This window comes from Exiguobacterium sp. UBA5002 (assembly GCF_002396765.1).
GTDB lineage: Bacteria > Bacillota > Bacilli > Exiguobacteriales > Exiguobacteriaceae > Exiguobacterium_A.
Genome location: NZ_DGYQ01000025.1, coordinates 1 through 25,794, shown reverse-complemented (window position 1 = coordinate 25,794; position 25,794 = coordinate 1). Strand labels below are relative to the sequence as shown.

General features: G+C 48.7%; 25 protein-coding genes and 3 riboswitches. Of the genes, 11 read left to right on the top strand and 14 right to left on the bottom strand.

Annotated features, from left to right (window positions below):
• Positions 1-45: 45 nt before the first annotated feature.
• From B4C70_RS07185 to B4C70_RS07150, 8 genes are all read right to left on the bottom strand, one after another.
• Positions 46-1,008 carry an EAL domain-containing protein gene (locus B4C70_RS07185; protein WP_290778020.1) on the bottom strand — a complete coding sequence of 321 codons (963 nt, stop codon included), beginning with the start codon at positions 1,006-1,008 and terminating at the stop codon, positions 46-48.
• 179 nt (positions 1,009-1,187) lie between these two features.
• A complete protein-coding gene (locus B4C70_RS07180) occupies positions 1,188-1,451 on the bottom strand; it encodes a DUF1294 domain-containing protein (RefSeq protein ID WP_051656210.1) in 264 nt (87 codons plus the stop codon).
• A gap of 18 nt (positions 1,452-1,469) precedes the next feature.
• Positions 1,470-2,207, bottom strand: coding sequence for a TPM domain-containing protein (locus B4C70_RS07175; RefSeq protein WP_149426780.1), 738 nt, complete (start codon positions 2,205-2,207; stop codon positions 1,470-1,472).
• Complete coding sequence (locus B4C70_RS07170) at positions 2,204-2,797, bottom strand: LemA family protein (protein WP_214729006.1); 594 nt, start codon at positions 2,795-2,797, stop codon at positions 2,204-2,206. The genes B4C70_RS07175 and B4C70_RS07170 overlap by 4 nt, the downstream gene beginning before the upstream one ends.
• 108 nt (positions 2,798-2,905) lie before the next feature.
• On the bottom strand, positions 2,906-3,742 hold the full coding sequence (locus B4C70_RS07165) for an undecaprenyl-diphosphate phosphatase (RefSeq protein WP_290778013.1): 837 nt from the start codon (positions 3,740-3,742) through the stop codon (positions 2,906-2,908).
• 357 nt (positions 3,743-4,099) lie between these two features.
• Positions 4,100-4,912: a ZIP family metal transporter gene (locus B4C70_RS07160; protein ID WP_290778010.1), complete on the bottom strand. Its 813-nt coding sequence runs from the start codon at positions 4,910-4,912 to the stop codon at positions 4,100-4,102.
• 51 nt (positions 4,913-4,963) lie between these two features.
• Positions 4,964-5,293, bottom strand: a complete 330-nt coding sequence (locus B4C70_RS07155) for a YolD-like family protein (protein WP_023467027.1) — start codon at positions 5,291-5,293, stop codon at positions 4,964-4,966.
• Entirely contained in the window at positions 5,277-6,599 is a 1,323-nt protein-coding gene (locus B4C70_RS07150) for a DNA polymerase thumb domain-containing protein (RefSeq protein WP_290778007.1), read from the bottom strand. Before B4C70_RS07150 ends, B4C70_RS07155 begins: the two co-directional genes overlap by 17 nt.
• 175 nt (positions 6,600-6,774) lie before the next feature.
• On the opposite strand from B4C70_RS07150, the gene B4C70_RS07145 reads away from it, so the two are divergent.
• Positions 6,775-7,413 carry a pentapeptide repeat-containing protein gene (locus B4C70_RS07145; RefSeq protein ID WP_290778004.1) on the top strand — a complete coding sequence of 213 codons (639 nt, stop codon included), beginning with the start codon at positions 6,775-6,777 and terminating at the stop codon, positions 7,411-7,413.
• A gap of 68 nt (positions 7,414-7,481) precedes the next feature.
• On the opposite strand, the gene B4C70_RS07140 is transcribed toward B4C70_RS07145, so the two are convergent.
• The 6 genes from B4C70_RS07140 to B4C70_RS07115 all read right to left on the bottom strand — a co-directional run bounded on the left by B4C70_RS07140 (position 7,482) and on the right by B4C70_RS07115 (position 11,928).
• Positions 7,482-8,237 carry an MBL fold metallo-hydrolase gene (locus B4C70_RS07140; RefSeq protein ID WP_290778001.1) on the bottom strand — a complete coding sequence of 252 codons (756 nt, stop codon included), beginning with the start codon at positions 8,235-8,237 and terminating at the stop codon, positions 7,482-7,484.
• A 60-nt stretch (positions 8,238-8,297) separates the two neighbouring features.
• A complete protein-coding gene (locus B4C70_RS07135; protein WP_064300625.1) occupies positions 8,298-8,786 on the bottom strand; it encodes an arsinothricin resistance N-acetyltransferase ArsN1 family A in 489 nt (162 codons plus the stop codon).
• 125 nt (positions 8,787-8,911) lie between these two features.
• On the bottom strand, positions 8,912-9,448 hold the full coding sequence (locus B4C70_RS07130; protein ID WP_035410968.1) for a 1,2-dihydroxy-3-keto-5-methylthiopentene dioxygenase: 537 nt from the start codon (positions 9,446-9,448) through the stop codon (positions 8,912-8,914).
• 16 nt (positions 9,449-9,464) lie between these two features.
• Positions 9,465-10,085 (bottom strand): methylthioribulose 1-phosphate dehydratase, encoded by a 621-nt coding sequence (locus B4C70_RS07125; protein ID WP_290777998.1) that lies wholly within the window; start codon positions 10,083-10,085, stop codon positions 9,465-9,467.
• On the bottom strand, positions 10,082-10,741 hold the full coding sequence (locus B4C70_RS07120; protein ID WP_290777995.1) for a 2-hydroxy-3-keto-5-methylthiopentenyl-1-phosphate phosphatase: 660 nt from the start codon (positions 10,739-10,741) through the stop codon (positions 10,082-10,084). The genes B4C70_RS07125 and B4C70_RS07120 overlap by 4 nt, the downstream gene beginning before the upstream one ends.
• Positions 10,738-11,928, bottom strand: a complete 1,191-nt coding sequence (locus B4C70_RS07115) for a 2,3-diketo-5-methylthiopentyl-1-phosphate enolase (protein WP_290777992.1) — start codon at positions 11,926-11,928, stop codon at positions 10,738-10,740. Before B4C70_RS07115 ends, B4C70_RS07120 begins: the two co-directional genes overlap by 4 nt.
• A gap of 70 nt (positions 11,929-11,998) precedes the next feature.
• A riboswitch (SAM riboswitch) is annotated at positions 11,999-12,100 on the bottom strand.
• 205 nt (positions 12,101-12,305) lie between these two features.
• Positions 12,306-12,409, top strand: a riboswitch (SAM riboswitch).
• Positions 12,410-12,487: 78 nt separating this feature from the next.
• Here B4C70_RS07115 and mtnK point away from each other — a divergent pair.
• The 10 genes from mtnK to B4C70_RS07065 all read left to right on the top strand — a co-directional run bounded on the left by mtnK (position 12,488) and on the right by B4C70_RS07065 (position 25,703).
• Positions 12,488-13,654, top strand: coding sequence for an S-methyl-5-thioribose kinase (gene mtnK, locus B4C70_RS07110; RefSeq protein WP_290777989.1), 1,167 nt, complete (start codon positions 12,488-12,490; stop codon positions 13,652-13,654).
• A complete protein-coding gene (gene mtnA / locus B4C70_RS07105; RefSeq protein ID WP_290777986.1) occupies positions 13,651-14,700 on the top strand; it encodes an S-methyl-5-thioribose-1-phosphate isomerase in 1,050 nt (349 codons plus the stop codon). The genes mtnK and mtnA overlap by 4 nt, the downstream gene beginning before the upstream one ends.
• Positions 14,701-14,711: 11 nt before the next feature.
• Complete coding sequence (locus tag B4C70_RS07100) at positions 14,712-15,794, top strand: sugar ABC transporter substrate-binding protein (RefSeq protein ID WP_029340727.1); 1,083 nt, start codon at positions 14,712-14,714, stop codon at positions 15,792-15,794.
• Complete coding sequence (locus tag B4C70_RS07095) at positions 15,791-17,299, top strand: sugar ABC transporter ATP-binding protein (protein WP_290777983.1); 1,509 nt, start codon at positions 15,791-15,793, stop codon at positions 17,297-17,299. Before B4C70_RS07100 ends, B4C70_RS07095 begins: the two co-directional genes overlap by 4 nt.
• A complete protein-coding gene (locus tag B4C70_RS07090) occupies positions 17,296-18,300 on the top strand; it encodes an ABC transporter permease (protein WP_029340729.1) in 1,005 nt (334 codons plus the stop codon). The genes B4C70_RS07095 and B4C70_RS07090 overlap by 4 nt, the downstream gene beginning before the upstream one ends.
• A gap of 364 nt (positions 18,301-18,664) precedes the next feature.
• On the top strand, positions 18,665-19,621 hold the full coding sequence (locus B4C70_RS07085) for an AAA family ATPase (RefSeq protein WP_035410946.1): 957 nt from the start codon (positions 18,665-18,667) through the stop codon (positions 19,619-19,621).
• Positions 19,618-20,700 (top strand): DUF58 domain-containing protein, encoded by a 1,083-nt coding sequence (locus B4C70_RS07080; RefSeq protein ID WP_290777980.1) that lies wholly within the window; start codon positions 19,618-19,620, stop codon positions 20,698-20,700. Before B4C70_RS07085 ends, B4C70_RS07080 begins: the two co-directional genes overlap by 4 nt.
• Positions 20,697-22,769, top strand: a complete 2,073-nt coding sequence (locus B4C70_RS07075) for a transglutaminaseTgpA domain-containing protein (RefSeq protein ID WP_290777977.1) — start codon at positions 20,697-20,699, stop codon at positions 22,767-22,769. Before B4C70_RS07080 ends, B4C70_RS07075 begins: the two co-directional genes overlap by 4 nt.
• 40 nt (positions 22,770-22,809) lie before the next feature.
• A riboswitch (purine riboswitch) is annotated at positions 22,810-22,911 on the top strand.
• Between the two features lie 129 nt (positions 22,912-23,040).
• Positions 23,041-24,561 carry a glutamine-hydrolyzing GMP synthase gene (gene guaA, locus B4C70_RS07070; protein ID WP_051353615.1) on the top strand — a complete coding sequence of 507 codons (1,521 nt, stop codon included), beginning with the start codon at positions 23,041-23,043 and terminating at the stop codon, positions 24,559-24,561.
• Between the two features lie 110 nt (positions 24,562-24,671).
• Complete coding sequence (locus B4C70_RS07065; protein WP_290777975.1) at positions 24,672-25,703, top strand: acyltransferase family protein; 1,032 nt, start codon at positions 24,672-24,674, stop codon at positions 25,701-25,703.
• Positions 25,704-25,794 lie beyond the last annotated feature (91 nt).

Genomic DNA, 25,794 nt, shown 5'->3' with positions numbered 1-25,794 from the left:
ACTTTTTGGGGAGCATATCATCATCAGACGGTCCATGTGCGTATTTTATTGTGCTTTTGCAAAGCGAGCATAAGGAGCAGGGCGACCGAGTAAGTATCCTTGACCAAGATCAAAGCCGAGTTCGCGGCAAAGATCGAGTTCTTCTTGCCGTTCGATGCCTTCCGCTAAGATTTGAATTCCCATTTCTCGTGTCAGATGACGGGCTTTTCGTAAAAAGGCTTCGTTTTCTGAGTTCGTATCGCAGTGATCGATGAAGGAACGATCAATTTTAATATAATCCGGTTGAAGCAAGGACAACATATCGAGTGTCGAGAAACCAGCGCCGACATCGTCCAGTGCTACTTGAATGCCTTGCTTCTTATACTGTTCGAAGACGTGTTTCAAATGGTTGACGTCTTCAATTTTTTCCGTTTCGACGACTTCGAAGACGAGCCGACTCGGATCGACTTGATAACGTTCGACAATCTCAAACGTATGGCGCAGGCAGTACTCCGGATTATAGATCGTCGAAGGGAGAAAGTTGATGAACGTTTTTGTTGTGCCACCGATATGATGCGTCGCACGGATGGCTTCTTCACGCGCCCGCTGATCAAGACGGGAATGAAGTCCCATCTTCGAGGCCGTCGAAAACAAGACACCAGGCGAGATAGGCGTGTTATCATCTGCTGCTCGCAATAAGGCTTCGTTCGCGACGAGCACGTTGCGCTGGATATCATAAATCGGTTGTAGATGGCTCGTCATGACCCCATGCTGGATGAAATCGATCGCTGACCGATGCTTCAGTTGTTCTAGAAGTGCTGAAGCTAGGATGGGTGCTGTCACGTAACGTGATTGTGTGGCGCGACACGAGACCGGATAATCCGCTACACGTAAGAGTGATGTCAATAACTGTTCGAGCTGTTCGAACGATTGATAGGAATAGATTTCTGGCGTTGGTGATTGGATATGGAGTGCTCCCGCTTCAACAAAACGGATTGATGTCGTACATTCGGTGCAAGGATGCCACATAAAGGGATGTCCACCTCTCAATACATCGAAAAAAGATGTATTTATTAAATTGGTTAAATTCTTTACCCTAAGAGAAAAAGAAATTAAACCTATTCTTCATAATCATTGACCTCATACAAAAAAGAGAAGGGACGACGGACACATTTCCGTACGTTCTCTTCTCTATCGGTTACATTCTTTTATTGTGAAGTGTAAACAAACCAGAAAGCGAGATGCAAGATAGCGGCTATTGGAACGAGCCATTGGAACTTCGCTTTCCGTGTCTTGTGCCGAACTGTGTACATACCAATCCAAGAACCGAGCGCACCACCGAGGAAAGCAATCGTCAATAGTGTCGCTTCGGGTGTCCGGTAAGCATGTTGCCGCGCCCGACGTTTATCCTGCCACATCGAGACAAATCCGATGAGTGTCAGGAGGAGGTAATACCCTAAGATGATCCTCATGAAAAAACGACTCCTTTTCTACCGTTCGGCACCACCACCGCCGGAACTTCCGCCGCCACCGCGACTGCCACCATTTCCACCGCCACCACGCATGATCGCGGAGAAGATGTTCAAAATCGCAAAGAAGAACATACCACCGGTGAACTTCATATCGAGGAACAATAAGATCAGTAATCCAGCACCGATCAGAATCTTCGTCCAAAGTGGAAGTCCGTCGTCATTTTGTGTTTTCGGAGGATCCTGTGACTCAAGCGACTGGTCCTTTGAAATGACACTGACGACCGCTTTATATGTTTCGGATGCTGCTTTTCCATACTCACTGTTTTCCTTGTAAGGAACAGCATACTGATCGAGAATACGTCCGGCTGTGATGTCTGTCAAAATCCCTTCAAGTTTATAACCGACCTCGATCCGGAATTGGCGATCCTTTTCGTTCGGAGCGACGACGACAAGAACACCATTGTCTTTTCCTTCTTGACCGATGCCTTGGCGCCGGAACGTTTCATTGGCGTAAGAGCTTAAATCCTGTCCCTTTAAATCGGGAACCGTCTTGAGAACGACTTGTGCCGTCGTATATTGCTCGAGTTCCTGACCGAGTTGCGCGAGTTCGGCTTCTTCCGAAGGGGTGAGCAGCTGAGCATCATCCTGAATGAAGAACGCTGCTCCCGTTCGTTCTGAAACGGCACTAGCTGTCGGAACGAAGAGGAAGAAGACGAGGAACGCGCTCAATAGAAGTCGCGTCCACCGCCGAATCATTTCGAATCACTGTTAAAGTCGACAGTCGGATTTTCTCGGTCACTGTCTGAAATCTCGTAATATGGTTTTTTCTCGAATCCGAAGGCGGATGCGTAGAGTGCCGTTGGGAAGCTCCGACGTTTTTTGTTGTAGAGGGTTACAGCATCATTGTAATCCTTGCGAGCGATCCCAAGACGATTTTCTGTTCCTTCCAGCGTGTCCATCAAGGATTGGAACCGTTCGCTTGATTTTAGTTCTGGATAAGTCGTCTGCAAGGCAATCAATCCGCGAAGCGAAGACGTGACTTGTTGGTCGGCTTCGATCCGTTGCTCGGTTGACGCAGCACGCGCAAGACCAGCTTGGGCTTCTGCGACTTTACCGTAGACTTTTTCTTCTTGACCCGCGACACCTTTGACAGTTTCAACGAGGTTCGGAATCAAATCCGCACGACGCTTGATCTGGTTGTCGACTTGCGACCATTTATTCGATACATCTTCTTCTACATTGACGAGGCTATTGTATTGTCCGATTGCTAAAAAGGCAATCACGGCAACAATAACGACTCCGATGATTAATGGGAGTTTTGATCGACTCCGACTTCTGCGTGCCATATGGCATTCACTCCTTTAAGTATGTCTCATCCCTATATACCCTTAAACGAGTGAATTAGTTTCAAAAAAAATAAAAAACCGTCAGCTAAAATAGCTAACGGTTAGGACTTACATGTAGACGATGACAGCTAAGACAGCTGCCAAGACGAGACGATAGATCGCGAACGGAACGAGTTTGATCTTGTTGATCAGCTTCAGGAAGAAGCGAATCGATAAGAGGGCAAATACGAACGACGCAACAAAACCGACGGCATAGAAACCGAAGTCGCCTGGATTAATATTATCCCAGTTCTTAACGAGCGAGAGGAAACTAGCACCGAACATGATCGGTACAGCCATGATGAATGTAAAGTCAGCTGCCGTCCGGTGATTCATCCCGAGGAAGACCCCTCCGGAAATCGTTGAACCGGAGCGGGAGAAGCCAGGCCAAAGGGAAATACATTGGAACAGACCGACGAGTGCTGCTTGGCGATATGTAATCTGATCAAGCGATGTTGTTTTCGGTTCCTTTGGTCCGAGTTTATCGGCTGCGATCATTAAGAGGGCACCGACAGCAAGACCGATGATGACCGTTTCAATCGAGAAGAGGTTCTCATCGATGAAGTCTTCGAATAACAACCCGAGAACCGCAGCTGGTAGAAGACCGATCAAGACGTGACGTAGCTGTAACTTGTGTGTCCCTGATGCGTCGTGTTCTCCTTTGATTTTATATAAACCGATCAGGCTAAAGAGGCGTTTCCAAAAGACGACAATGACCGCAAGAATCGATCCGAGCTGGATGACGATCTTAAAGGTGTTTGCGGAATATTTACCGAGAAATTCCGTTGTTTGTAACCACATGTCATCAACGATGATCATATGACCTGTGGAAGAGACTGGTGCAAATTCCGTCATCCCTTCGACGAAACCGAGCAAGAGCGCTTTTAAAAGTTCAATGATTGTCATGGTAATCTCCTTCTATATGATGTGCTATGTAAAAACATATCATGTTTTATTCTTGTGAGATAGAACTAATTGGAATATCGGGCGCAGGTCTGAGAGACGATTGGATGTGTAAGATGCGTTGTACGATTTAAATTCGTTTGGATAAGATAATACATGGATTTAGATTTCATCGGATAGATCAGGAAATTCGATCATTTCCATTCATACTAAAACAGTATGAAAGAAAAGGAAATCTTTCTGTTAGGACACAAGGTCAGAAAAACTTCAAATCGATTGGTTTCACTGGAATATGCCTGGATCTACAAAAAGAAAAACGAGCAGGAGACGGTATCGTCCACTACTCGTTTTGCAACAAGCTCATCCTAAAGCGACGTCAAGAATCATCATGACAGTAAAACCGACCATCAGACCAAGTGTTGCTAAATCGGATCCGTTCTCTGCTTGTGATTCCGGAATCAATTCTTCGACGACGACGAAAATCATCGCACCAGCGGCGAACGATAACGCATACGGTAGAAGCGGTTGAACGAAGAAGACGGCAGCCGCTCCAACCATCGCGGCAATCGGTTCGACGATCGCTGACAATTGACCGTAATGAAAGGCGCGCCGGCGCGACATCCCTTCACCGCGTAATGGGATCGATAGGGCAGCTCCCTCCGGCATGTTCTGAATGCCAATACCGAGTGCGAGGGTCAAGGCACCGGCGACGGTCGCCCCGTCCATGTTCAAGGCGGCGGCACCGAAAGCGACACCAATCGCAAGACCTTCAGGAATGTTGTGCAACGTGATCGCAAGAAACAGCAACGTCGTTTTCTTGAGTCCTGTCGAAGGACCTTCCGCTGTTTCGAGTGATGCAGATAAGTGCAAATGCGGTGTGACGAAGTCGAGTAGACGAACGAAAAATCCACCAGCGAGAAAACCGATGGCGGCAGGAATCCAAGCGATTCCACCATCTTGCTCTGTGAACTCGATCGCAGGAGCAAGCAACGACCAAAACGACGCGGCAATCATGACGCCGGCAGCAAAACCGAGCATCATGTTCATGACGCGTTTTTCAATCGTCGTAAAGACGAAAACGAGTGCCGCACCAAGTGCGGTTAACCCCCAAGTCATCATTCCGGCAAGCAATGCTTGCACGACGACGGGGAGGGAAGTAAACCAATCCAACATGACTATTCCTTCTTTCCGGGCACGATTTAAAGCATCCATCTGTATGAGAGCTTACCCGTTTTCGATCCGGACGATTCGTGTGAAGGGAATTTCAATGACTTCACGTCCGCGCAGAAAGAGAACGGAACGTTCGGGTTCTAGTCGTTCGACGAAACCGACGACCGTCACGTAGCTACTTTCCTTATAATACGTGATTTCAAGTTCGTTTCCTTCTATTAAAGCTTCTTGGAGCAGAAAGTGCCATGATTCTTGTAGCTGTTCATCAATTTCAGGCAAGTCGAGCTGATGCATCTGGACATAGTATTCCCGCAGCAATTGCAAATGTTCTGGCATGAGAAAAGGAATCCATTTTAAATTTCCCCGATCACGATACGCTGTCATGACGATCACCTCCCGGATGACCGCCGACAAAACGAAGGCGACGTTTGGCGACACTCGTATCAAGAAACGAGACAGCGAGGCGAATCGTTCCTTTTCCGTAGCGAATGTTGACGACATCCATTGCTTTTAATAACCGTCGCCGTTTCCAGAGCCGCGCATTATCCTCGAACAAAGACAACTGTAAAATGCCTTGATCGGCAGTCAAATGCCCCACTGCGACGGATAAAAAACGAACAGGTTCTCCGTCGAGCCAATTCGGTTCGAATAATTGTAAGACGTGACGCAAAATGATGCGTTCATCGGATGTCGGATAAGGCAACCGTACTTGACGGGAGAAACCACTTCGGACGACGTTTCGAGAATAACGGACACCGATGTGAACGGTCCAGCCGACTTGATTCGAAAAGCGACAACGTGCGGCAACATCCTGTACCAGTTCATTGAGCACATTCCGGATGCGTTCGAACTGATAATAGTCCTGCATTAAGGTCACACCGTGTCCAATCGTCCGTTGAGGAGCTTTCTCGAACAGATGACGTGGGGGAAGCAGTGTCGGTGACGCGTCGAGTCCCCAAGCGTGATGCCACAGTTCGGCACCGATGACACCGAAGCGTTCGTGTAACTCTTCAACGGGGCGCATGGCAAGATCACCGATCGTTTCAATCCCCAACATCTGCAGATGTTGTTCCATGCGGTGTCCAACTCCCCACATCTTTCGAATCGGAAAATCATGAAGACGTCGTGCGACATCAGCATATCCACATCGCGCGATGCCTTCTTTTTTCCCGATTAAATCAAGCGTCAGTTTCGCGATGACGTTATTTGGACCAATCCCGATGCGGACGTGGATGCCGGTCTGTTTCAGGATTGCTTCTTTAATTTTGAGGGCAGCTTGCAGGTCGGAACCAAATAGGCGATCGGTTCCGGTCATGTCAATGAAGCTTTCGTCAATTGAATAGACGCGGATGGCTTCAGGTGGGGCGAATTGGTGCAGGACATCCAGGACACGAATCGACGTCTTCATATAAGCGAGCATACGTGGTTCGACAAGTCGAATCGTACGACGAACAGCGTATGGCAATTGCTCGATTTCATATAATCGACCGGCTGTCTTGATTCCAAGTGCTTTTAAGGCAGGGGTGGCAGCGAGAATGACGGACCCGCTTCGTTTTAAATCGGAGACGACCGCTAGGCGTGTCGTCAAGGGTGGGAGATTGCGATACTGGCATTCACAGCTGGCGTAGAAGGACACACTGTCGACGCAAAAAATACGTTTATCTTGTGGTAAAACGACGGAAGGAAACATCTGAATCACTCCTTTACATAAAAGAACGTATGTTCTTATTTGATTTTCCTTGACTATAGCATGGTCTCAAAGTGTCTCAAAATAAAAACTGTTGAAAAAAGAGGAATTCGAACGATTTCTCCTCATATAAAAAGAGTTTGGTACACTAAGGGAGAGAAAAAAGGGGGAACCTTCATTGAAAGAGACCAATATCCGTTTACCAGAATTACCGAAGACACTTCAGTCAGAGACGTTCGATCAAGTCGAAATCGATGACCCGTATCTGAAAGGAGCGCGTTATGAGAAAGAGTCGATGCCGAGTGAACTGACAGAACGCATCGATGCCTATCAAGTGTGTTTTCAAAATGTCTCGTTCGCGAATCTTACCTTTGACCGTGGTTCGTTCGAAGATATTCGTTTTGAGCAATGCGACTTAACCGGATGTCACTTCCAAGAAACTCGTTTTCACCGTGTGTCCTTCGCCGGATGCCGGATGACGGGTGTTCAGTTCGAAGATTGTACGCTGGACCATTTAACGATTCAGGAAGGGCTTGCGGATTACGTACAGTTCATTCGCAGTACGGTCCGTCATCAACACTGGAGCGAAACGACGATGAAAGAAGCACAGTTCTTCGAAGTGAAGCCGACCCATTGGAAACTCGAAGCGGTCCGGCTTACGGATAGTCAATGGATTGAAACACCGTTAAAAGGTCTTGACCTCCGGCAGACGGAACTCTCTGGTATTACGATCGATCCGCGATTTTTACCAGGCGCTGTCATTACGGAAGAGCAAGCAGTCGCCTTTGCTCGCTTGTTAGGTCTTGTCATTCCATAACAAAAAGAAGTCCTGCTTTCGATTGTTACTCGAAAAGCAGGACTTCTTTTTAGTGAAGGTTACTGTTCTTAAAATGACATCGTTTCGCCATCCTCTGGAATCAGGAAATGGGCAGAAAGGTGGAAGGCGGCTAAAAAGTCAGCAATCATATCACGTCGCAAGAGACAGTGGTTGACGGACTCGAGGTGCGAGACGATGATCGTCGCTTCCGCCGCCGCTTCGTGTACGGCAAGGAGATCACGCTGTGACATCGTAATCGGCTCTCCGGTCAAGAACTGGGCGGCGCCACTGTTGACGACGATGATATCTGGTGCATGTTGTTCGATCGCATGCGCGACCTCGTCACACCAAATCGTGTCACCTGCGATATAAAGCGTCGGTTCGTCCGGATGCGTGAGGACGAGTCCTGAGACACGTCCCATTCGTTCACCGATTTCACCGACACCATGCTGTCCACCTGTTCGATGGACCTGGATATCACCGATCGTCACACCGGAATCGAAGGAAGAGACGTTCGTGAAGCCGGCTTCTCGGATTTGCTGTGCGTCTTCTTCTTGCTGCGCATAAAATAGCAAATGCTTGGGTAGAAGTTGTTTTGCAGCATCGTCGAAATGATCAGCGTGTAGATGCGTGACGAAGATGGCGTCAGGATCGAGCAGTGTCTTGACATCGATCGGTAAGTCGACGAGTGGATTGGCGACGGCATTCGGTGTTTGACCGAAGGGAGGTAAGCTACCTTTTTCGCCAAGGAACGGATCAATCAGTAAGACTTGATTGGCATACGTGACAACGAGTGTTGCATTACGAATTTGTTGAATATCCATTAGGTTCATCCTCTCTCAATGACTCGGAGTGACTATTCCCTGTCTGGCATTCAATGAATCCTATCGTAAGCGTTTCTCCATCGCCATGACGTCGACATATTCGCCGTTCAACTGTCCTTGCTCCTTAAACGTTCCGACGATCCGGAATCCGGAGCGGATATAGAGTTTTTGTCCGATTTTATTGAACGGGAAGGTAAAGAGGATCAGCTTATGCATCTGATGATCACGGGCATGTTGTTCAATCGTTTCGAGCAAACGTGTGCCAATCCCTTGTCCACGATGTGTCCGAGTGATATAAACCGAAATCTCACCGACGGATGCGTAGACAGGACGCGGATTATACGGATCGAGGGAAATGAAGCCGAGGACACCTGTGTCATCTTCAGCGACATATCCGGCATATCGATCGGTGCGTTCCGCATACCACTGGGTCATGAAGGATAAGTCCTTTTGGTCGGTCTCAAGCGTTGCGATCCGATCTTCAATACCTTCGTTATAGATGGCGAGAATCGCTGGTAAGTCGTGTTCCGTTACAGGACGAATATGCATGTTGCTCACTCCCCAATCGCTTTTCCCTCATTATATCTGTTACGTGTCGATGTAGTGATATGTTTGTGAGATAAGAAAAAGCGCCGATTCTCCTTATATAGAAGAAATCAACGCTTTTGTCGTTCTTAAGAGACCGTGGATGTCTCGTTCTCGTAAATTGGAACCCAGCCATCCGTCGTGACGAAAATTCGAACAGCGACGACTTTCCGATCCTCTTGGAGCGTAAAGTAGTGGCGTGTATTGACAGGAACAGAAATCAAATCACCAGGATTGAGTTCGATGTTATAGTAGCCGACTTCTTCGTCTTTGATCGCGAAGACGCCGTGACCGCTTACGATGAAACGGACTTCATCATCCGTGTGATGATGTTCTTTCTGGAAGTTGACGAGCAACTCGTCAAGGTTCGGTGTCGTATCCGAAAGTGAAATGATATCAGCTGTCTGATATCCACGACGTTCTGATACGTCTTTGATTTCTGGTGCGAACGTATCGAGAATCGTTTGTTTGTCGGCATCCGTCAGTGTGAAGTTCTCAACGAGAGGTGCTGGTAGTTTTGAGACGTCCCATTGTTCGTAAAGAACGCCGCGCGATGCGAGGAAGTCAGCGACTTCCGTTTGATCCGTATACCGTGTGTTTGTTTCTTGGAATAAGACTGTTGCCATGAGATGATTCCTCCTTTTAATAGATGGATTGACGGCATGATTGCAACGTCAACGTATAGTTGAATAAAAACTCGAAGGCTTCGAGGTGTTTCTTTGCTTCAAAGGCGGTCGGTGCCCAGACCGTGATTCCGTGATTGCGAATCAGGACGGCACCGCTGTCCGCTGTGACATATGGCGCAAAAGCAGCAGCGAGTGTCGGGATGTCCGCATGATTCGGAATGATCGGTACCGTGACCGTCGCATCTTCTTCCCAGTGACCGAGTGCCTTGATGATTTCTTGACCGGAGAAGGTGATACTTCCCTGATCGCCATATAACTCCGAAATCACATTGTTCGCAATCGTATGGACATGCAGGGAACATCCGGCGTTCGTTCGGTTGAACACTTCGACATGGAGCAATGTCTCAGCAGAAGGGCGCCCGGATTGCTCGCCGATCAATTGACCGGTCGCATCGACATGAACGAAGTCGTCAGGAGTCGTCTGTCGCTTATCTTTCCCGCTTGCTGTCACAAGAAATTCAATCGGAATAGCAGACGTCCGAATGGCGAGGTTACCACTCGTACCAGGGAACCAATCGCGCGCTGCAAGTTCTTGTTTGATGGCGCGTAGTTCTTCATACCGTCGCATGAATGTCATATCGTCACCTCCGATCGTGCTAAATCATGAACGATATCGTGGAACGTCTCAAAAGGTGTATAGGCGATATCATTTTCTTCACACAACGTGATCAGATAATCACGGGCATAGACACGATCCGCTTGTTTCGCGAGTTCGAAGTCCGTCACTGAGTCACCGATGACGATGATGACGTCATCGTCTTTGCGTAATGTACGGGCAACGGATGTTTTACAACAGCCGCATCCATTCGTGCAATGGGCATCGCAGGCGTGTGGCCAATCGATGTGGACGAATGGACCACTGAAATCGGCAATGTTACAGTAAATCTGCTCTTGCTCGAGGAATGGCGCTAAGATCGGTTCGACGAAAAAGTCCATTCCACCGCTGACGATCGAAAAATCGATGCCTTGACGACGACTGTACTGCAGTAACTCCGAAAATCCTTCGCGAATGACGGCGCGTTCCAACAAGAAATCAAGATAGTCCGCTTTACCGTCGGACGGCAGAAGTGCGAACATTTGCCCGACACCACTCTGAATCGATAGCGTTCGGTCGAGTACGCCGCGTTTCAACGGTTCGAAGTCACTCGCAGGCGCAAATTGTTGCATGAGTGCGATGATGTTATCTTGCGTCGTCACCGTACCGTCGAAGTCACAAAGAATCCGTACGGTCATGACTTGATCCCCCAAGCGTCGAGGGCAATTCGTAATTCTTCATGACGCGATGCTGCCGCCGATAGGGATTCATTTGCGAGTGCCGCATCGAGTGCCTGGCGGAAAGCAATGACACCAGCCGCAGCACCTTGCGGATGACCATGTACGCCGCCGCCGGCGTTGATGACGGAATCGATCCCGAAGTCTCGTACGAGTTGAGCGACGAGTCCAGGATGAATACCGGCTGAAGGAACCGGGAAGATTGATTTCGTCTGACCGAGACGGGTCGCTTCGACCGCGATGCCACGGGCGACATCCTTTGGTAAAGCGACATTGCCGTAAGGAGACGGGAATAGCGTCAAGTCTGCTCCAGCAGCACGCGGTAATGTGCCGAGTAAGACAGGGGCTGCGACTCCGTGATTCGGGCTAGCGATCAACGCACCGCTATATGCCGGATGATTGAAGATAGGAACGTTGATTTCCGGATCACTTGCCAGTTCACGTAAGACATCGAGTCCGTATGTGAAGGTATTCAGCAAGAAAGCAGTCGCTCCAGCATCAATCAATCGCTTGGCTTGATCCTTGAGCGTAAAGACGGGACCGCTGAGTGTGATCGCATATAACGCACGTTTACCGGTCCGTTGGAAGTGAGCATCGATGACCTCACGTCCGATCCGTGCCCGGTCAATCGTTGGTGTCAACGGATTGTCATATAGGATCTCATCGTCCTTGACGAGATCAATCCCACCAGCGAGTTGTCCTTCGAGTTGATCACGAAGGAACGATAAATCGCGTCCGATGACTCCTTTGAAGATGCTCATTAACAGTGGACGATCTTCGACACCAATCAAGGAGCGAACCCCTTCGATCCCGAACTTCGCACCTGGAAAATCCGACGTGAATGTATCGGGTAATAACAGTTCCGTTAATTTGATTTCACCGTCGAGTGAGAGTTTCCCGAAGACGGTCGTCAAGATCGCAGAAAAGTCGCGCGATACGTTATGTTCCGGGTAACGAATCGTGATATATCCTTTGCCATCGCGCTCTTCGGTATGTACGACTTCCCCTTTGAACGAGGCGAGTTGTTGTTGTTCGAGATGATTCAGCTCCGTCCAGGAACCAACCGTCAGACCAAGCGCGAGTTGTTCGGCGCGCTGCTCGAGTCGATCGCGGGCGGTCAATTGATAAGTAGCTGTGATGTAAGCCATGTCTTTCCTCCTTCAATAAAAAAATGGTCTCTTGTCAGCGACAAGAGACCATGAATGATTCGAACGTGGACTCTTATCTGTCAGCTTAGTAGCTGCAAGAATTAGCACCGTGCCAAAAGGTCGGTTGCTGCGACATCGTAGGGCTTGTCCCTCCGTCTGCTCTTGATAAGAATTGGATGAAATTGTGAAATCTAATTGCAATTTTTACATGAGAGTCACGATTTGTCAAACTATTTTTAGAAAATTTATTTTTTTGAAAATACTCTTTCTATAGATGACTTAAAAATGATGTCCGTTTCTGCTTGATTTCGATTTGACAGCAGGGAAGAGGATTGCGTAAGATTCAAATCAATATCACACACGACAACTACATACGACTCTTATCGCGAGTTGGCAGAGGGAATTGGCCCGATGACGCCGCAGCAACCGACCACTGGGCACGGTGCTACATCCAACAGACGTTTCGTCTGAGAGATAAGAGGACGCAGTGACTTTTCTGCGCCTCTTTTCGATGACGAAAAGAGGCGCTTTTTCGTGTATCACATAGGGGGAAACTGAGATGACATATAAAGCATTCACAGAACAGGACGCGATTGATTGTGTTCGGACATTAGGACTGATCGGCGATGGAGCCGTCGAAGCAGAAGAGATTGGCGACGGGAACCTCAACCTCGTCTTTCGGATTCGAGAAGGCGAACATCGCTTGATTTTAAAACAAGCATTACCATATGCGAAGGTCGTCGGGGAGAGCTGGCCGTTATCGCTCGAACGAGCGTGGATCGAGCAATCCGCACTCCGTGAATTCGCACGGCATGCCGTACCGTTCGTGCCACGTGTTTTTCATGCTAGTCATGAAGAGGCGTATACGGTCATGGAAGATCTTTCACATCTGACGATCGTTCGAAGCGGTTTACTCGCAGGTGAACAGTATCCGTTGCTTGCGGAACATATCGGTTCTTATCTCGCTCGGACGTTATTCCATACATCGGACTTTGCGCTTGGTCCGGTTGAAAAGAAACGTGTCGCCCGAACGTACTACAATCCAGACTTGTGCGACATCACGGAAAAATTAATCTTCACGGATCCGTTTCATGACGCGGAGACGAACGAGATTGAAGCCGGACTCGAAGAAGAGGTGGCACGTCTATGGGCAGACGATGAGTTGAAACGCGAAGTCGCAAAACTCGAAGCGCTCTTCATCACGAAAGGAGATGCATTGCTGCACGGCGATCTACATACAGGAAGCATCTTCGCCTCGGCGACGGAAACGAAAGTCATCGACCCTGAATTCGCCTTTTATGGTCCATTCGGATTCGATGTCGGGCAGTTCATTGCGCATCTATTCTTCGCGGCATATCCGGATTACCCTACACGACGTGGCGCCCGAATCAAGGATATCGATACGTTGTGGCTGACGTTTGCTTCAACGTTCCGTGCATTATGGGAACGGGAAGCCGTCGAACCATTCCGGGCATCGGGGCTCGTCGACGATGTACTGAGCACGATCTTGCAGGATGCCCTTGGCTTTGCCGGTTGCGAATTGATTCGGCGGACGATCGGCCTTGCACCGGTCGCTGATTTAGAATCAATCGATTCAACGACGGAACGCTTAGAGCGGAAACGTCACGCTCTTCGTCTAGGAGCGGCGTTAATCAAACGTCGGACCGAATGCCGGACATTCGATGATTTACGAAACTTTGACGTAACGGAGGAACTGAGCCGATGACTACATTCGTTCAAAGTATCCGTTACGAAGACCGTGTCTTGACGATTCTCGATCAGACACGTCTACCGCAGGAAGAACACTATGAAGTCATTACTGATCTTGCGCAAGCAGTTGAGGCAATCAAACAACTACGTGTCCGGGGCGCACCTGCGATCAGCCTATTCGGTGGATTCGTACTCGTTCAGGAAGCGTACCGGTTTGAAGCAGCGCTTCCGGTCTATAAGCAAGCTTTGCTTGAGACATCAGCGACGTTACTCGCGACACGACCGACGGCCGTCAACTTACGAAATGTCCTCGATCAATTGAATCCAATCATTCAAGACGGAACGTCGGTAGAAGAGATCCGTGAACGGTTGGAAAAACGAACAGTCGCCTTATATGACCAGGATGCGCAGACGTCACGTCAAATCGGGATTCATGCGTTGGAGTTGTTCCAGTCAGGCGACCGGATCCTAACGATTTGTAATGCTGGATCGATTGCGACTGCTGCTTACGGAACGGCACTTGCGCCGTTCTATATCGCAAAAGAACGTGGCATTGAATTATCCGTTTTTGCGAGTGAGACGCGACCGTTACTGCAGGGGGCACGGCTGACAACATGGGAGCTGCAACGTGCCGGCATCGATGTCACATTGATCACGGACAACATGGTCGCTCATACGTTGAAAGAAAAACAAATCGACGCGATCATCGTCGGTGCTGACCGGATTACACGAAATGGGGATACAGCGAATAAAATCGGAACATTCCAATTGGCATTGCTCGCGCAAGCCTTCGATATTCCGTTTTACGTCGCGGCACCACTCTCGACGTTCGACTTCTCGCTCGTTTCCGGAGACGCGATCGAAATTGAAGAACGTGATCCGCAGGAAGTGACGACTGTCCAAGGTGTTGCGACAGCACCAGAAGGAGTTGCTGTCTTCAACCCAGCCTTTGATGTCACACCACACACCTTAATCACGGGCATCATCACCGAACTTGGTGTCATCACGCAACCGAATGAAGAAACGATTGAACAATTAACAGGGCTTCAACCCCTCGGATAAGGAGATATGTCATGAAAAAACTAGCTTACGCCGTCCTAGCACCGGCACTGTTACTAGCGGCTTGTGCGAATGGAGAAGCCACGACGACGAAGGTCGTCAAGGATGTACCAAAAGGGGTTCAATCAGACGTCAAGATCGCCGTCATCCGCAACCTGGCATCGGACGACCATACGAAACAATTCCTTGATGGCGCACGAAGTGAAGGCGAAGCGCTCGGCTTTAAAGTCAGCACGTTCATTTCGGAAGGTAACGATGTCAAGTTCAAGGAGCTTGTCGCGCAAGCGATTCAGCAAGATTATGACGGGCTCATCATCTCGCACGGTAAGGAAGACTACGCCTATGACATGATCAAACCGGCGGTCGATAAAGGACTGAAGGTCGTGACGTTCGATACGGTCACGAAGAAAAAAGGAACGGCGTTAAAAGGTGTGACGGAAACGTTCCAAAACGATCATCAACTCGCAAAGCTATCGCTTGATGAAGTGACGAAGGTGACGGACAAAAAGCCGGTCCGTGTCATCAAACTTTGGTTCGGACCAGGTTTTGCCCCACTCGATCGTCGTCAGGAAATCTATAAGACGTACGAAGCAGACGGCAAAATCAAAACGCTTGAGACGGTTGGACCGACAAACTTCCAAGATGTCCAAGGGGATATCGCAACGAAGATGAATGCGATTCTCGCGAAGTATCCGAAAGGAAGCATTGATGCGGTTTGGGGAGCGTGGGACGAAGTCGCAAAAGGGGCTTATAAATCGCTCAAGGATAATAAACGTCAAGAAATCCCGCTGATCTCGATCGATGTCTCGAATCAGGATATCAACCTGATGCGTGAAAAAGGCAGTAACTGGGTCTCGACGAGTGCGGTGGATCCATTCTTGATTGGACAAACGGACATGCGATTACTGGCTAAGAAAATCGCTGGCGAGAAGACGCCGGATAGCTTTGATCTCGATGCGAAACTTGTGGAGCAGAAGGCGTTGAAGCAGGATACGACGATGTACAATCTCGATACGATCATCAAAGGATGGAGTACATCGGACAAATTCAATGAACCGTGGATGGACCGGTTGCGTGACGTCCATAAAAAACAATGACGTCTACCAATCATCACTTGAAGATGACTGGGATTTCACTGGCGTTTCCAGGAGTGCAAGCCTTAAAACAAGTCTCGTTTGAAGTGAAATCCGGTGAAATCCACGCGCTTGTCGGTGCGAATGGTGCCGGTAAGTCGACGTTGATGAAAGTCTTATCCGGAGCGGAAACGGCGGACGAAGGAACGATCTGTCTCGACGGGAAGGAGTTATCCATCACGTCACCACGTGATGCGAAACAGATTGGAATCGACCTCGTCCAACAAGAGGTCGATGTGGCGCTTGTCCCGTATTTGACGGTCGCTGAGAATATCTGTCTCGATCTGTTGACGGACGGAACGATGACTGGCTTCGTATCCCAACGCCGTTACATACAGCGTGCCAAGGAAGCGTTAGCGACATTACAGGCGGATATTTCCGTCAAGACACGTGTCGAGGAGTTGCGGCTTGCTGAAAAGCAACTCGTACTGATTGCTCGCGCCCTCGTCCAAGAACGCCGTTTTTTGATTTTAGATGAACCAACGGCACCTCTCAGTCAGGCGGAAACAAGCCATCTCTTTTCAGTCGTGCGTCGTTTAGCCGAACGAGGGCTTGGGATCATCTTCATCTCGCATCGTTTACAGGAACTATATGAGATTTGCGACTCCATCTCGGTCATGCGCGACGGTCAACTCATCTCACGACATCTTTTGACAGACATCACGAAGGAAGCTGTCGTTGAGCAGATGCTCGGGCGTCAGCTTACGTCTGTTGCGAAAACGTCACGGGTAAATGGAACGAACGTATTGACCGTCGAGAGTGCTACGAATGCGGACGTCCACGATATCTCCTTGACGGTTCAAGCAGGTGAAGTCGTTGGTATCGCGGGTCTTGTCGGTGCTGGTAAAACGGAATTATGCAAAGCATTGTTCGGTGATCGCCCGTTTCAGGAAGGGGAGGTTCGGATAGGTGGAAAAGCCCATCGCCTTCGCAATCCACAAGCTGCGATTCAAGCGGGAATCGGTCTCGTTCCAGAAGAACGACGAAAAGAAGGAATTCTTGTTGCCGATTCTGTCGCAGAAAATCTAACAGCAGCGGCAGCTCATGATTTCGTCAACCGCTGGGGGCTGATGGATCGTCGCAAAGAAGCAGATCAGGCATCGCAATGGGTCAAGGAGCTGGGCATTAAAGTGGCAGACGTGAAACAGGAAGTAGGTCAACTATCCGGTGGGAATCAACAAAAAGTCGCCATCGGAAAATGGTTACTGACCGATGTTTCTGTACTCGTCTTGGACGAACCGACGAAAGGTGTCGACGTCGGAGCCAAACAAGATATCTATCGTCTGATTGACGGACTCGCGCAACAACAAAAAGGGATCCTTTACGCGACGAGTGAATGGGATGAACTTTTGACCGTCACGGACCGAATCTACGTCATGTTCGATGGACGGATCGTCCATGAAACGAAGACGGCGGATACATCAGAAGAAACCTTGTTGTGGTATGCGACAGGAGGAGGGCAACGATGAATGAGGTAGTATCAAAACAAACGAACCGAGGGAAGGGTTTACGTCCTGTCCTCGGATTCTTGAACGACTGGGGGATCGTCCTCGCGATCCTTGCCCTCGTCCTGTTTTTTGCGACGACGGCTCCAACATTCCTACAAGGGACGAATTTAATTAATATTTTACGAAGTATCTCCATCGTGACGATTATCGCGATCGGCTTGACGGTCTCTTTGACGGTCAATGGATTTGATTTATCGGTCGGGTCGACCGCGACGCTTGCGAGTTCTTTCGTCGTCTCGTTCTTCGTCTGGTACAGTCTACCGCTCGGTGTCTCGATTGGTTTAGCACTTCTCTTATCTCTTAGCGTTGCTCTGGTGAACATCTTACTCATCGTCTGGTTTAAGATTCCGGATTTGTTTGCGACGCTTGCGACGATGTTCATCGTCGAAGGTGTCGCGATGACGTATACCGGTGGTGGTTCAATCAGTGCCGGAATGCCGCGCTTGGACGGTACACCAACAGTCGGCACGATTCCGGAGGCATTCGCGAAAATCAGCCAGGCACCTTGGATCATCGTCATCATGCTCGTCGTCGTCGCTGTGACACACGTCTTCTTAAGCCATACGCGACACGGTCGTTTTCTCTATATCATCGGCGGGAATCCGGAAGCCGCACGACTGACAGGAATTCGTGTCAACCGCTACCGGGCACTCGCGTATCTGATTGCTGGGTTACTTGCGGCGGTCGGTGGGATTTTGCTTGCGTCACAAGTCGGATCGTCACAAATCAATGCCGGTTCCGGTTATCTGATGCCAGCGGTCGCAGCCGCATTCATCGGCTCGTCGTTCGCAGGACAAGGGAAGCCGAATGCGCTTGGCACACTCGTTGGGGCTTGTCTCGTCGGGATTCTTGAAAATGGTCTTGTCATGTTGTCTGTTCCATACTATTCGTTGAATATCATCAAAGGGCTGGTCCTTGCGGTCGCACTCGCGACGACCTATGCGCGGTATCGGAAAAAATAATTAAAATTCGACGTTTCATTTATAACATATTCGGTAATATTCAATATATGAAAGGATGGTGATGCACATGAATGATTACCAATGTAGAGGGAACGATCGCATGTCGCTTCTGAAAGAAGAGGATCACCGGACTTGACGAACGTTGTCCATTGACACGGATGTATTCGTGTTTTACGTGCAACTGCACGATTCAAGAACGGATTACGGCATGTGTTCGTTCCTGAAACAAATAAGGGGAAACGCTACGGCGTTCCCCCTTTTTCACGTGCTTGAAACTGCTCGTATTTCTTTAAAAGCATAGCGGAATATGAGATGATATAAAAAGTCAGAAAATTCAACTACTATGAGAGCAAGGGGCCTGACAATGCGAACATACACTAAGGAGATTCAAGCGATTATCGACAACGTAGAGAAAGTCATCATCGGTAAGGAAGATGTCATCACACAATCATTGGCAGCACTACTAGCGGGCGGTCACGTCCTATTAGAAGACGTACCGGGAGTCGGGAAGACGATGCTCGTCCGTGCGTTCAGCCGATCGATCGGGTTGACCTTCAAACGTGTTCAGTTCACGCCAGACCTACTTCCGTCAGATTTGACGGGTGTATCGATGTATAACCAGAAAACTAGCCAATTCGAATATAGACCGGGTCCTTTAATGGGGAACATCGTCTTAGCCGATGAGATCAACCGAACATCACCAAAAACTCAATCTGCCTTACTCGAGGGAATGGCGGAAGCGAACGTCACCGTCGATGGTGAGATTCATACGCTTCCGAATCCCTTTTTCGTCATGGCGACACAAAACCCGATTGAACATGAAGGAACGTACCCGTTACCAGAAGCACAACTTGACCGTTTCCTCGTCAAAGTCAAAATGGGTTATCCTGATTTCCAGCAAGAAATGAAGTTGCTCACGCGTTTTGAACGGGATGAACCGATCGAAACACTCGAAGCTGTGATTGGTCGCGAGCAATTGCTCCAGATGAAAGAAGACGTCAAGAACGTCCATGTCTCACAGCCCGTCAAAAAATATATCGTCCATCTCGTCCAAGCGACACGGACGAATGGATCACTCTACCTCGGTGCGAGTCCTCGTTCTTCGATCGCCTTGATGAAGGTCGCGCAAGCGTGGGCGTACATGGAAGGACGCAGTTTCGTTTTGCCGGATGATGTTAAACATCTCTTGATTCCAGTCCTGTCACACCGCCTGATTTTGACAGCGGATGCGCGTTATCACGGTCAATCGTCGGAACGGATTTTGGAACAGATCAAAAAAGAGGTTGCTGTACCCATCCAACAAGACGTGGAGTCCCTATGACGAAGTGGCAAATTGGTTGGCGTTACGCTGTATTACTTTTGACGACGGCAGCCTTATGGGCATATGCGCGCGTTGATGGCGGAAATGTCGCTTCCTTGCTGTTTTACGTCATGGCTGGTTTGACCGTCTACTGGACTCTCTTCCTCATTTGGCCCGTCACGCAGGCACTTGCGACACGCGAAGTATCGAACAAGATGCTCGTTGCTGGAACCGATATCCCGGTTTCCTTACGGGTTCGTCGACGTTTTCCGTTTCTCGTCGGAGCCGTCGAAGTGACGGAGGTGATTCCGAACGAACTCAGTGAAGAAAAACTCGATATTAGCCGTCCACTCCGAGCCCATTACCGGAAGACGGAGCAAATCGATTACACGATACCATCGATTCGTCGAGGGGTGTATCAGATTCCAGGCTGTATCGTCGAAATCACGGATCCATTCGGGTTATTCAAGCGGAAGCGGATGTTTCCGGTCGAGACGTATCTTGCGATTGAACCAGCGCGCCTTGCCGTTCAGCTTCCCCATGAGGAAGACCGTGGCGATGGGGGAATCTCACCGGTGTCACTTGATCTTCGCCAGTCGTCCTTTACCGTCGTCGGGGTCCGGGAATACGTCAGTGGGGATCGGATGAATCAGATTGACTGGAAAGCGACAGCGAAACGCCAAGGATTGATGACGAAGACGTTCGAACGAGAGCAAGAACGGGAGACGACGATCGTCTTTGATGAGGGAACGGAGGCGGGTGAAGCCTTCGAACGTGTCATCTCGATGCTCGCAGAAACGACGGATCAGTTGAACAAACGACGACTGAGCTATCGGATCCATCTCGTCGGGCATGCCGTTCAATCATTGTCGTTACCACTTGAAGGAGCGAAACTGACGCATTACCTGATGACGGCGCAACCGAGTCGGACGCGGACGTTCATCGAGTCATGGGAATACTCGTCTAAGGCGCTTCGATTGAGCGGGAACGTCCTCTTCATCACACCGGATCTTGAATCGAACAATGAACTATGGATTTCGAAGATTAATCAAGAAGCCACCGTTCATGTCTATACACCAGAACGGAGGGGAGTGCGATGATACGACGATTAATCTGGAACGCCATCGCAGCAGCCCTTTTGACTTGTTTCATGCCACCACTTCTCGAACTGACGACGTTCGAGCATCTTTGGTCCTTCTTACCGATGCTGTTCCTGCCTTTACTGTTATCGCCTCTCGCGCGACGTTACTTCTTACTTGGCAGTCTCGCGGGGCTACTATTGTCGTTCTACTTGATTTTGACGCCGGGAGCAGCACCGTGGGGCATCTTTACGGAAATCAGCTCAGATGTTCAAAGTGTCATCAATGGTGAGTTACCGGGACGACCAGCCTTTGCACTCTCGATCGGACTAATCAGTTTCTTGATCGCTTATTTAGCACGGCGGACATTCCCGAATCGCGGATTTGTGTTTGGCCTTGCCTTCGGTGTCATCGGATTTATCGCCTATTGCGATACGTGGACGGATTATTCGGGAGAGACGTTCATTCTCTATCCGATCATTCTATCTTTATTATTACTCTATGCGACGGAAGTTAACGAACGACCGCGCGCTTCTTACGTTCGTCCGCTAAGTGCTTTATTCATCATGGGTGCTGTCATCGTCGCTGCTGTCCAAAGTCCTGTCATCAATGCGACATGGCAAGACAGTTGGTACGATTTGACGTCCGGTCTTGAAGGTGAAGGAGAGCCGTCAAATGCGATTCAAAAGGTCGGCTACGGTAACAATGATGAGCAACTCGGTGGACCGTTTCAGATGGACGATCGAGAAGTTTTCCAAGTCGAAAGTGAAGGGAACCGCTACTGGCGAGTCGAGACGAAAGATATCTATACCGGCAAGGGGTGGGTGCTGTCGGAATCGAATCCGGAAATCGATGCGCGTGGTTTCTTCTCGCATTTCGGAAAAGAGGTCAAGACAAGAAATGAGACGGCAACGTTTGAGATGGCACGTGAACTGCCGTTCGTTCCGTACAATGGTGATAATGTTCGGTTGACGGTCGACCAACAACGACAAAATGTACTGGTTGATCCTGAGAATCAAAAAATCTCGTATCTCGACGACACGAATCAGCAGCGCAACTATCAAATCGAATATGCCTACCCACTCTTCACAGAAGAGCAGTTACAGACAGATGAGCCGCTCAATTTATCAGCGGCTGACACACGTCGGTACCTGCAGCTACCAGATGGATTACCACAACGTGTCCGTGATTTAGCGAATCAAATCGTTGAGGGTGAAGAAACACCGTGGGACAAGGTGCGAGCGATTGAAAACTATTTCGAAGAAGAAAACTTCGAATATAATACGGAGGAAGTCGCCGTACCAGGAGAAAATCAAGATTACGTCGATCAATTCCTGTTCGAAACGAAGCTCGGATACTGTGATAACTTCTCGACGTCCGCCGCTGTGTTGCTTCGGGCAGCTGGATTACCCGCACGCTGGGTAAAAGGGTTCACGGGAGGCGAATCCGATGTCATCGGATCCGCCGTGACCAGTTATACGGTACGAAATAAAAATGCCCACTCGTGGGTCGAAGTCTACATTGAAGGACCAGGCTGGATACCGCTTGAGCCGACTGTTAGCTTCGACGGAGCAGGTCAATATACGATTGACCGAGAAACGAACAACGAGACGGAGCAAACAAATCCACAACGCGAAACAGAAAATAATACAGAGACGACGACACCAAATCGTCCGCAGGAAAATCTTCTCGACGAAGAACAGACGACTAGCGCCGGACAGACGGAGCAGAAGTCAATTCCGTTTTGGCCAATCCTTGTGACGGCACTCGCTCTCTTGTTCCTTTACCTGTTCCGAAAACCAATCATTCGAACACTCGCGATTCTCTTCTTCCGGAGACAAATCGAGCGACCAGAAGGATTCCGCCGGATGTATCGCTACCTCTTGCGACGTCTTGATAAAAAAGGATTCCATTATCAAGATGGTCGGACGCTTGCGGAACTCGCTCACGAAGTCGATGGGTACTACGAGACGTATGCGATGCGACCGTTGACGGATGCTTACGAACGGATGGTCTATGGTGGAGAATCACTGTCGGCTGATAAAAAACGTGAATATTTCGAAAATATCATTCGTCATGTAGAGGGTTGATATTTACGAAACGATACAGGTACAATGGGAACAACGTAAATCACACACATGCAATCTCCTTTGTATATACTCGCGAATATGGCGCGAGAGTCTCTACCGGGTCACCTTAAACGACCTGACTATGAAGGAGCAGACCCTTCGTATACATTTTTTTGTGAAGCGGCCTGCTCTTTTTCCATTTTATCCATGGGCGAAGAGTGGGCTTTTTTCATAGGGTACGCATGAAATCAGAAAGGCGGGAACAGATTTGGAAGCACATTTGGACCAGGAAATGATTCTCGTCCTCGATTTTGGAGGACAGTACAATCAATTGATCACACGTCGTATTCGGGACCTTGGTGTCTACAGTGAATTGCATTCGCATAAAATCACTGCAGCAGAAGTAAAAGAAATCGCACCTGCTGGTATCATCTTCTCAGGTGGTCCACGTAGCGTCTACGCAGAGGATGCGTACCGGTGTGACCCGGAAATCTTCGACCTCGGTATTCCAATCTTCGGAATCTGTTACGGCATGCAGCTCATGTCACAACATTTCGGCGGAACAGTGGAACGTGCGGGACATCGTGAATATGGAAAAGCCACATTGACGTTACAAGACCCGTCACCGATGTATGCGAACTTACCGCTAGAACAAACGGTCTGGATGAGTCACAGTGACCTCGTCACATCTGTGCCAAACGGATTCGTCGTTGATGGGACGAACGTGTCATGTCCGATCGCTTCGATCAAGAACGAAGAGTTGAAAATGTATGGTGTGCAGTATCACCCAGAAGTAAACCATACGGTCTTCGGAAAAGAATTGCTCAAGAACTTCCTCTTTGAAGTCTGTAAATGTGCAGGCGATTGGTCGATGGAGAACTTCATCGAAATCGAAGTGGCGAAGATTCAAGAACAAGTCGGCGACAAAAAAGTCCTCTGTGCACTTTCTGGTGGTGTCGACTCGTCTGTCGTCGCAGCCTTGATTCACAAAGCAATCGGTGATCAATTGACATGTATGTTCGTCGATCACGGTTTATTGCGTAAGGGTGAAGCGGAGAGCGTCATGAAGACATTCGCGGATCACTTCCACATGAACGTCATCAAGATTGATGCCCAGGACCGTTTCCTCGACAAACTCCGTGGTATCTCAGATCCAGAGCAGAAACGTAAAATCATCGGCAACGAGTTCGTCTACGTCTTCGACGAAGAAGCTTCGAAGCTGACGGATATGGACTTCCTTGCACAAGGTACGCTCTACACGGATATCATCGAGAGTGGTACGGATACGGCACAAACAATCAAATCACACCACAACGTCGGTGGACTGCCGGAAGACATGCAGTTTGAATTGATCGAACCGATCAACACGTTGTTCAAGGATGAAGTCCGTGAACTTGGGAAAGAACTTGGCCTTTCTGATGAAATCGTCTGGCGTCAGCCGTTCCCAGGACCAGGTCTCGGAATTCGTGTCCTTGGTGAAATCACAGATGAGAAACTCGAAATCGTTCGCGAATCTGATTTCATTCTTCGTGATGAGATTAAAAAAGCTGGACTCGAGCGCGAAATCTGGCAGTACTTCACAGTCCTTCCTCCAATCCGTTCGGTTGGTGTCATGGGCGATGAGCGGACATACGACTATGCTGTCGGAATCCGCGCTGTTACGTCAATTGACGGGATGACTTCAGACTGGGCACGGATCCCATGGGACGTGCTTGAGAAAATCTCGGTTCGAATCGTCAACGAAGTCCAGAACGTCAACCGCGTCCTGTACGATGTGACGTCGAAACCACCTTCAACGATTGAGTGGGAATAATAATGAATCAGCACCACGTTTCTGTAAAAGAACGTGGTGCTATTTTGTTATCTCCTGCTACACTATGAGATGGAACTTATTACTACAGAGGATAGGTAAGGACATTCGTTATGAACAAACGCGATGCATATTGGGATAATGCAAAATTCGGATTGATTACGCTCGTCGTATTCGGTCATTTGATTGAACCGATGATTTCAAAAGATGTCGGTATGACGAACCTGTTTCATTTCATATATCTGTTTCATATGCCAGCTTTTATTTTCATCTCCGGTTACTTTACGAAAGGACACATGACGGCATCTCGTCTTCTTCGACTCACACTAGACTATCTTGTACTGTTTCTGCTTGTACAAACGGTATTCGTCGCGGCGACAAAGTGGATGGGACTCACACAATATGCGTTTTGGACGTTGCAACCAGCTTATATCTATTGGTATCTGTTTGCGGTATTTATATGGACGTTCGTGTTGTGGGTAATCGTCTGGATCAATCACTTTCTACAAGTGTCATTATGGTACTTTGTCGCGGGAAGCATCGTGATCAGTGTTTATCTCGGCTTTTTTGAAACGATTGGTTGGACACTCAGCGCTTCACGGATTATCGTGTTTTTCCCGTTCTTTTTACTGGGCTATACATTCCGACGACACAAGTTAACCTTTCCGACGTCAGGTGGCGCAAAGGTTTTTGGATTAGGGGTGGGCGGAATCGCAATCGTCCTACTGTTACGTTACCCAGAGATTTTGAACTTTCAATTGTTGAGTGGTACAAGCGGTTATGCTCCTATGGGTCTCGGTTTAGAAGGAGCAGGTATTCGACTCTCTTTGTATGGTTTGCAACTGCTTTTAGTCTGCGCTTTTTTTGCTTGGATACCACGACGACATGGAATTGGAACAACACTGGGTGCTCACACATTACCGATTTATGTCGGACACGGTTTTATCGTCAAAGCGATGATAGCTGCATCGTTCTATGACAATGTAGAGAGTTGGCATCTGGTATGGGTTGGGATGACAACCATTCTAATATTAGTTTTACTTGGAAACCTACCAATGACACTACAACTATCGAAATGGATCATGATAAATTCCGAACAGAAGAACGCTTACAAAACCGAACGTTCGGATAAATTAAGTAGTTAAATTTCGTTTTTATGGTTGACCCGTGAATTTGACCGTGCTACGATGTGTCTGTTCTTATTTTTCATACCACGACGAATTGTAATATTAAGTG

Coding starts and splice junctions, on each gene's coding strand:
- B4C70_RS07120 (WP_290777995.1), bottom strand. CDS start 10,741: ATGACCGTACGGATTCTTTGTGACTTCGACGGTACGGTGACGACGCAA.
- B4C70_RS07080 (WP_290777980.1), top strand. CDS start 19,618: ATGACGAAGTGGCAAATTGGTTGGCGTTACGCTGTATTACTTTTGACG.
- B4C70_RS07075 (WP_290777977.1), top strand. CDS start 20,697: ATGATACGACGATTAATCTGGAACGCCATCGCAGCAGCCCTTTTGACT.
- B4C70_RS07125 (WP_290777998.1), bottom strand. CDS start 10,085: ATGACATTCATGCGACGGTATGAAGAACTACGCGCCATCAAACAAGAA.
- B4C70_RS07090 (WP_029340729.1), top strand. CDS start 17,296: ATGAATGAGGTAGTATCAAAACAAACGAACCGAGGGAAGGGTTTACGT.
- B4C70_RS07150 (WP_290778007.1), bottom strand. CDS start 6,599: ATGTTTCCTTCCGTCGTTTTACCACAAGATAAACGTATTTTTTGCGTC.
- B4C70_RS07160 (WP_290778010.1), bottom strand. CDS start 4,912: ATGTTGGATTGGTTTACTTCCCTCCCCGTCGTCGTGCAAGCATTGCTT.
- B4C70_RS07180 (WP_051656210.1), bottom strand. CDS start 1,451: ATGAGGATCATCTTAGGGTATTACCTCCTCCTGACACTCATCGGATTT.
- B4C70_RS07175 (WP_149426780.1), bottom strand. CDS start 2,207: ATGATTCGGCGGTGGACGCGACTTCTATTGAGCGCGTTCCTCGTCTTC.
- B4C70_RS07140 (WP_290778001.1), bottom strand. CDS start 8,237: ATGGATATTCAACAAATTCGTAATGCAACACTCGTTGTCACGTATGCC.
- B4C70_RS07135 (WP_064300625.1), bottom strand. CDS start 8,786: ATGCATATTCGTCCTGTAACGGAACACGACTTACCAGCGATTCTCGCC.
- B4C70_RS07130 (WP_035410968.1), bottom strand. CDS start 9,448: ATGGCAACAGTCTTATTCCAAGAAACAAACACACGGTATACGGATCAA.
- B4C70_RS07100 (WP_029340727.1), top strand. CDS start 14,712: ATGAAAAAACTAGCTTACGCCGTCCTAGCACCGGCACTGTTACTAGCG.
- B4C70_RS07155 (WP_023467027.1), bottom strand. CDS start 5,293: ATGACAGCGTATCGTGATCGGGGAAATTTAAAATGGATTCCTTTTCTC.
- mtnA (WP_290777986.1), top strand. CDS start 13,651: ATGACTACATTCGTTCAAAGTATCCGTTACGAAGACCGTGTCTTGACG.
- B4C70_RS07185 (WP_290778020.1), bottom strand. CDS start 1,008: ATGTGGCATCCTTGCACCGAATGTACGACATCAATCCGTTTTGTTGAA.
- B4C70_RS07115 (WP_290777992.1), bottom strand. CDS start 11,928: ATGGCTTACATCACAGCTACTTATCAATTGACCGCCCGCGATCGACTC.
- B4C70_RS07065 (WP_290777975.1), top strand. CDS start 24,672: ATGAACAAACGCGATGCATATTGGGATAATGCAAAATTCGGATTGATT.
- B4C70_RS07165 (WP_290778013.1), bottom strand. CDS start 3,742: ATGACAATCATTGAACTTTTAAAAGCGCTCTTGCTCGGTTTCGTCGAA.
- guaA (WP_051353615.1), top strand. CDS start 23,041: ATGATTCTCGTCCTCGATTTTGGAGGACAGTACAATCAATTGATCACA.
- B4C70_RS07085 (WP_035410946.1), top strand. CDS start 18,665: ATGCGAACATACACTAAGGAGATTCAAGCGATTATCGACAACGTAGAG.
- B4C70_RS07170 (WP_214729006.1), bottom strand. CDS start 2,797: ATGGCACGCAGAAGTCGGAGTCGATCAAAACTCCCATTAATCATCGGA.
- B4C70_RS07095 (WP_290777983.1), top strand. CDS start 15,791: ATGACGTCTACCAATCATCACTTGAAGATGACTGGGATTTCACTGGCG.
- mtnK (WP_290777989.1), top strand. CDS start 12,488: ATGACATATAAAGCATTCACAGAACAGGACGCGATTGATTGTGTTCGG.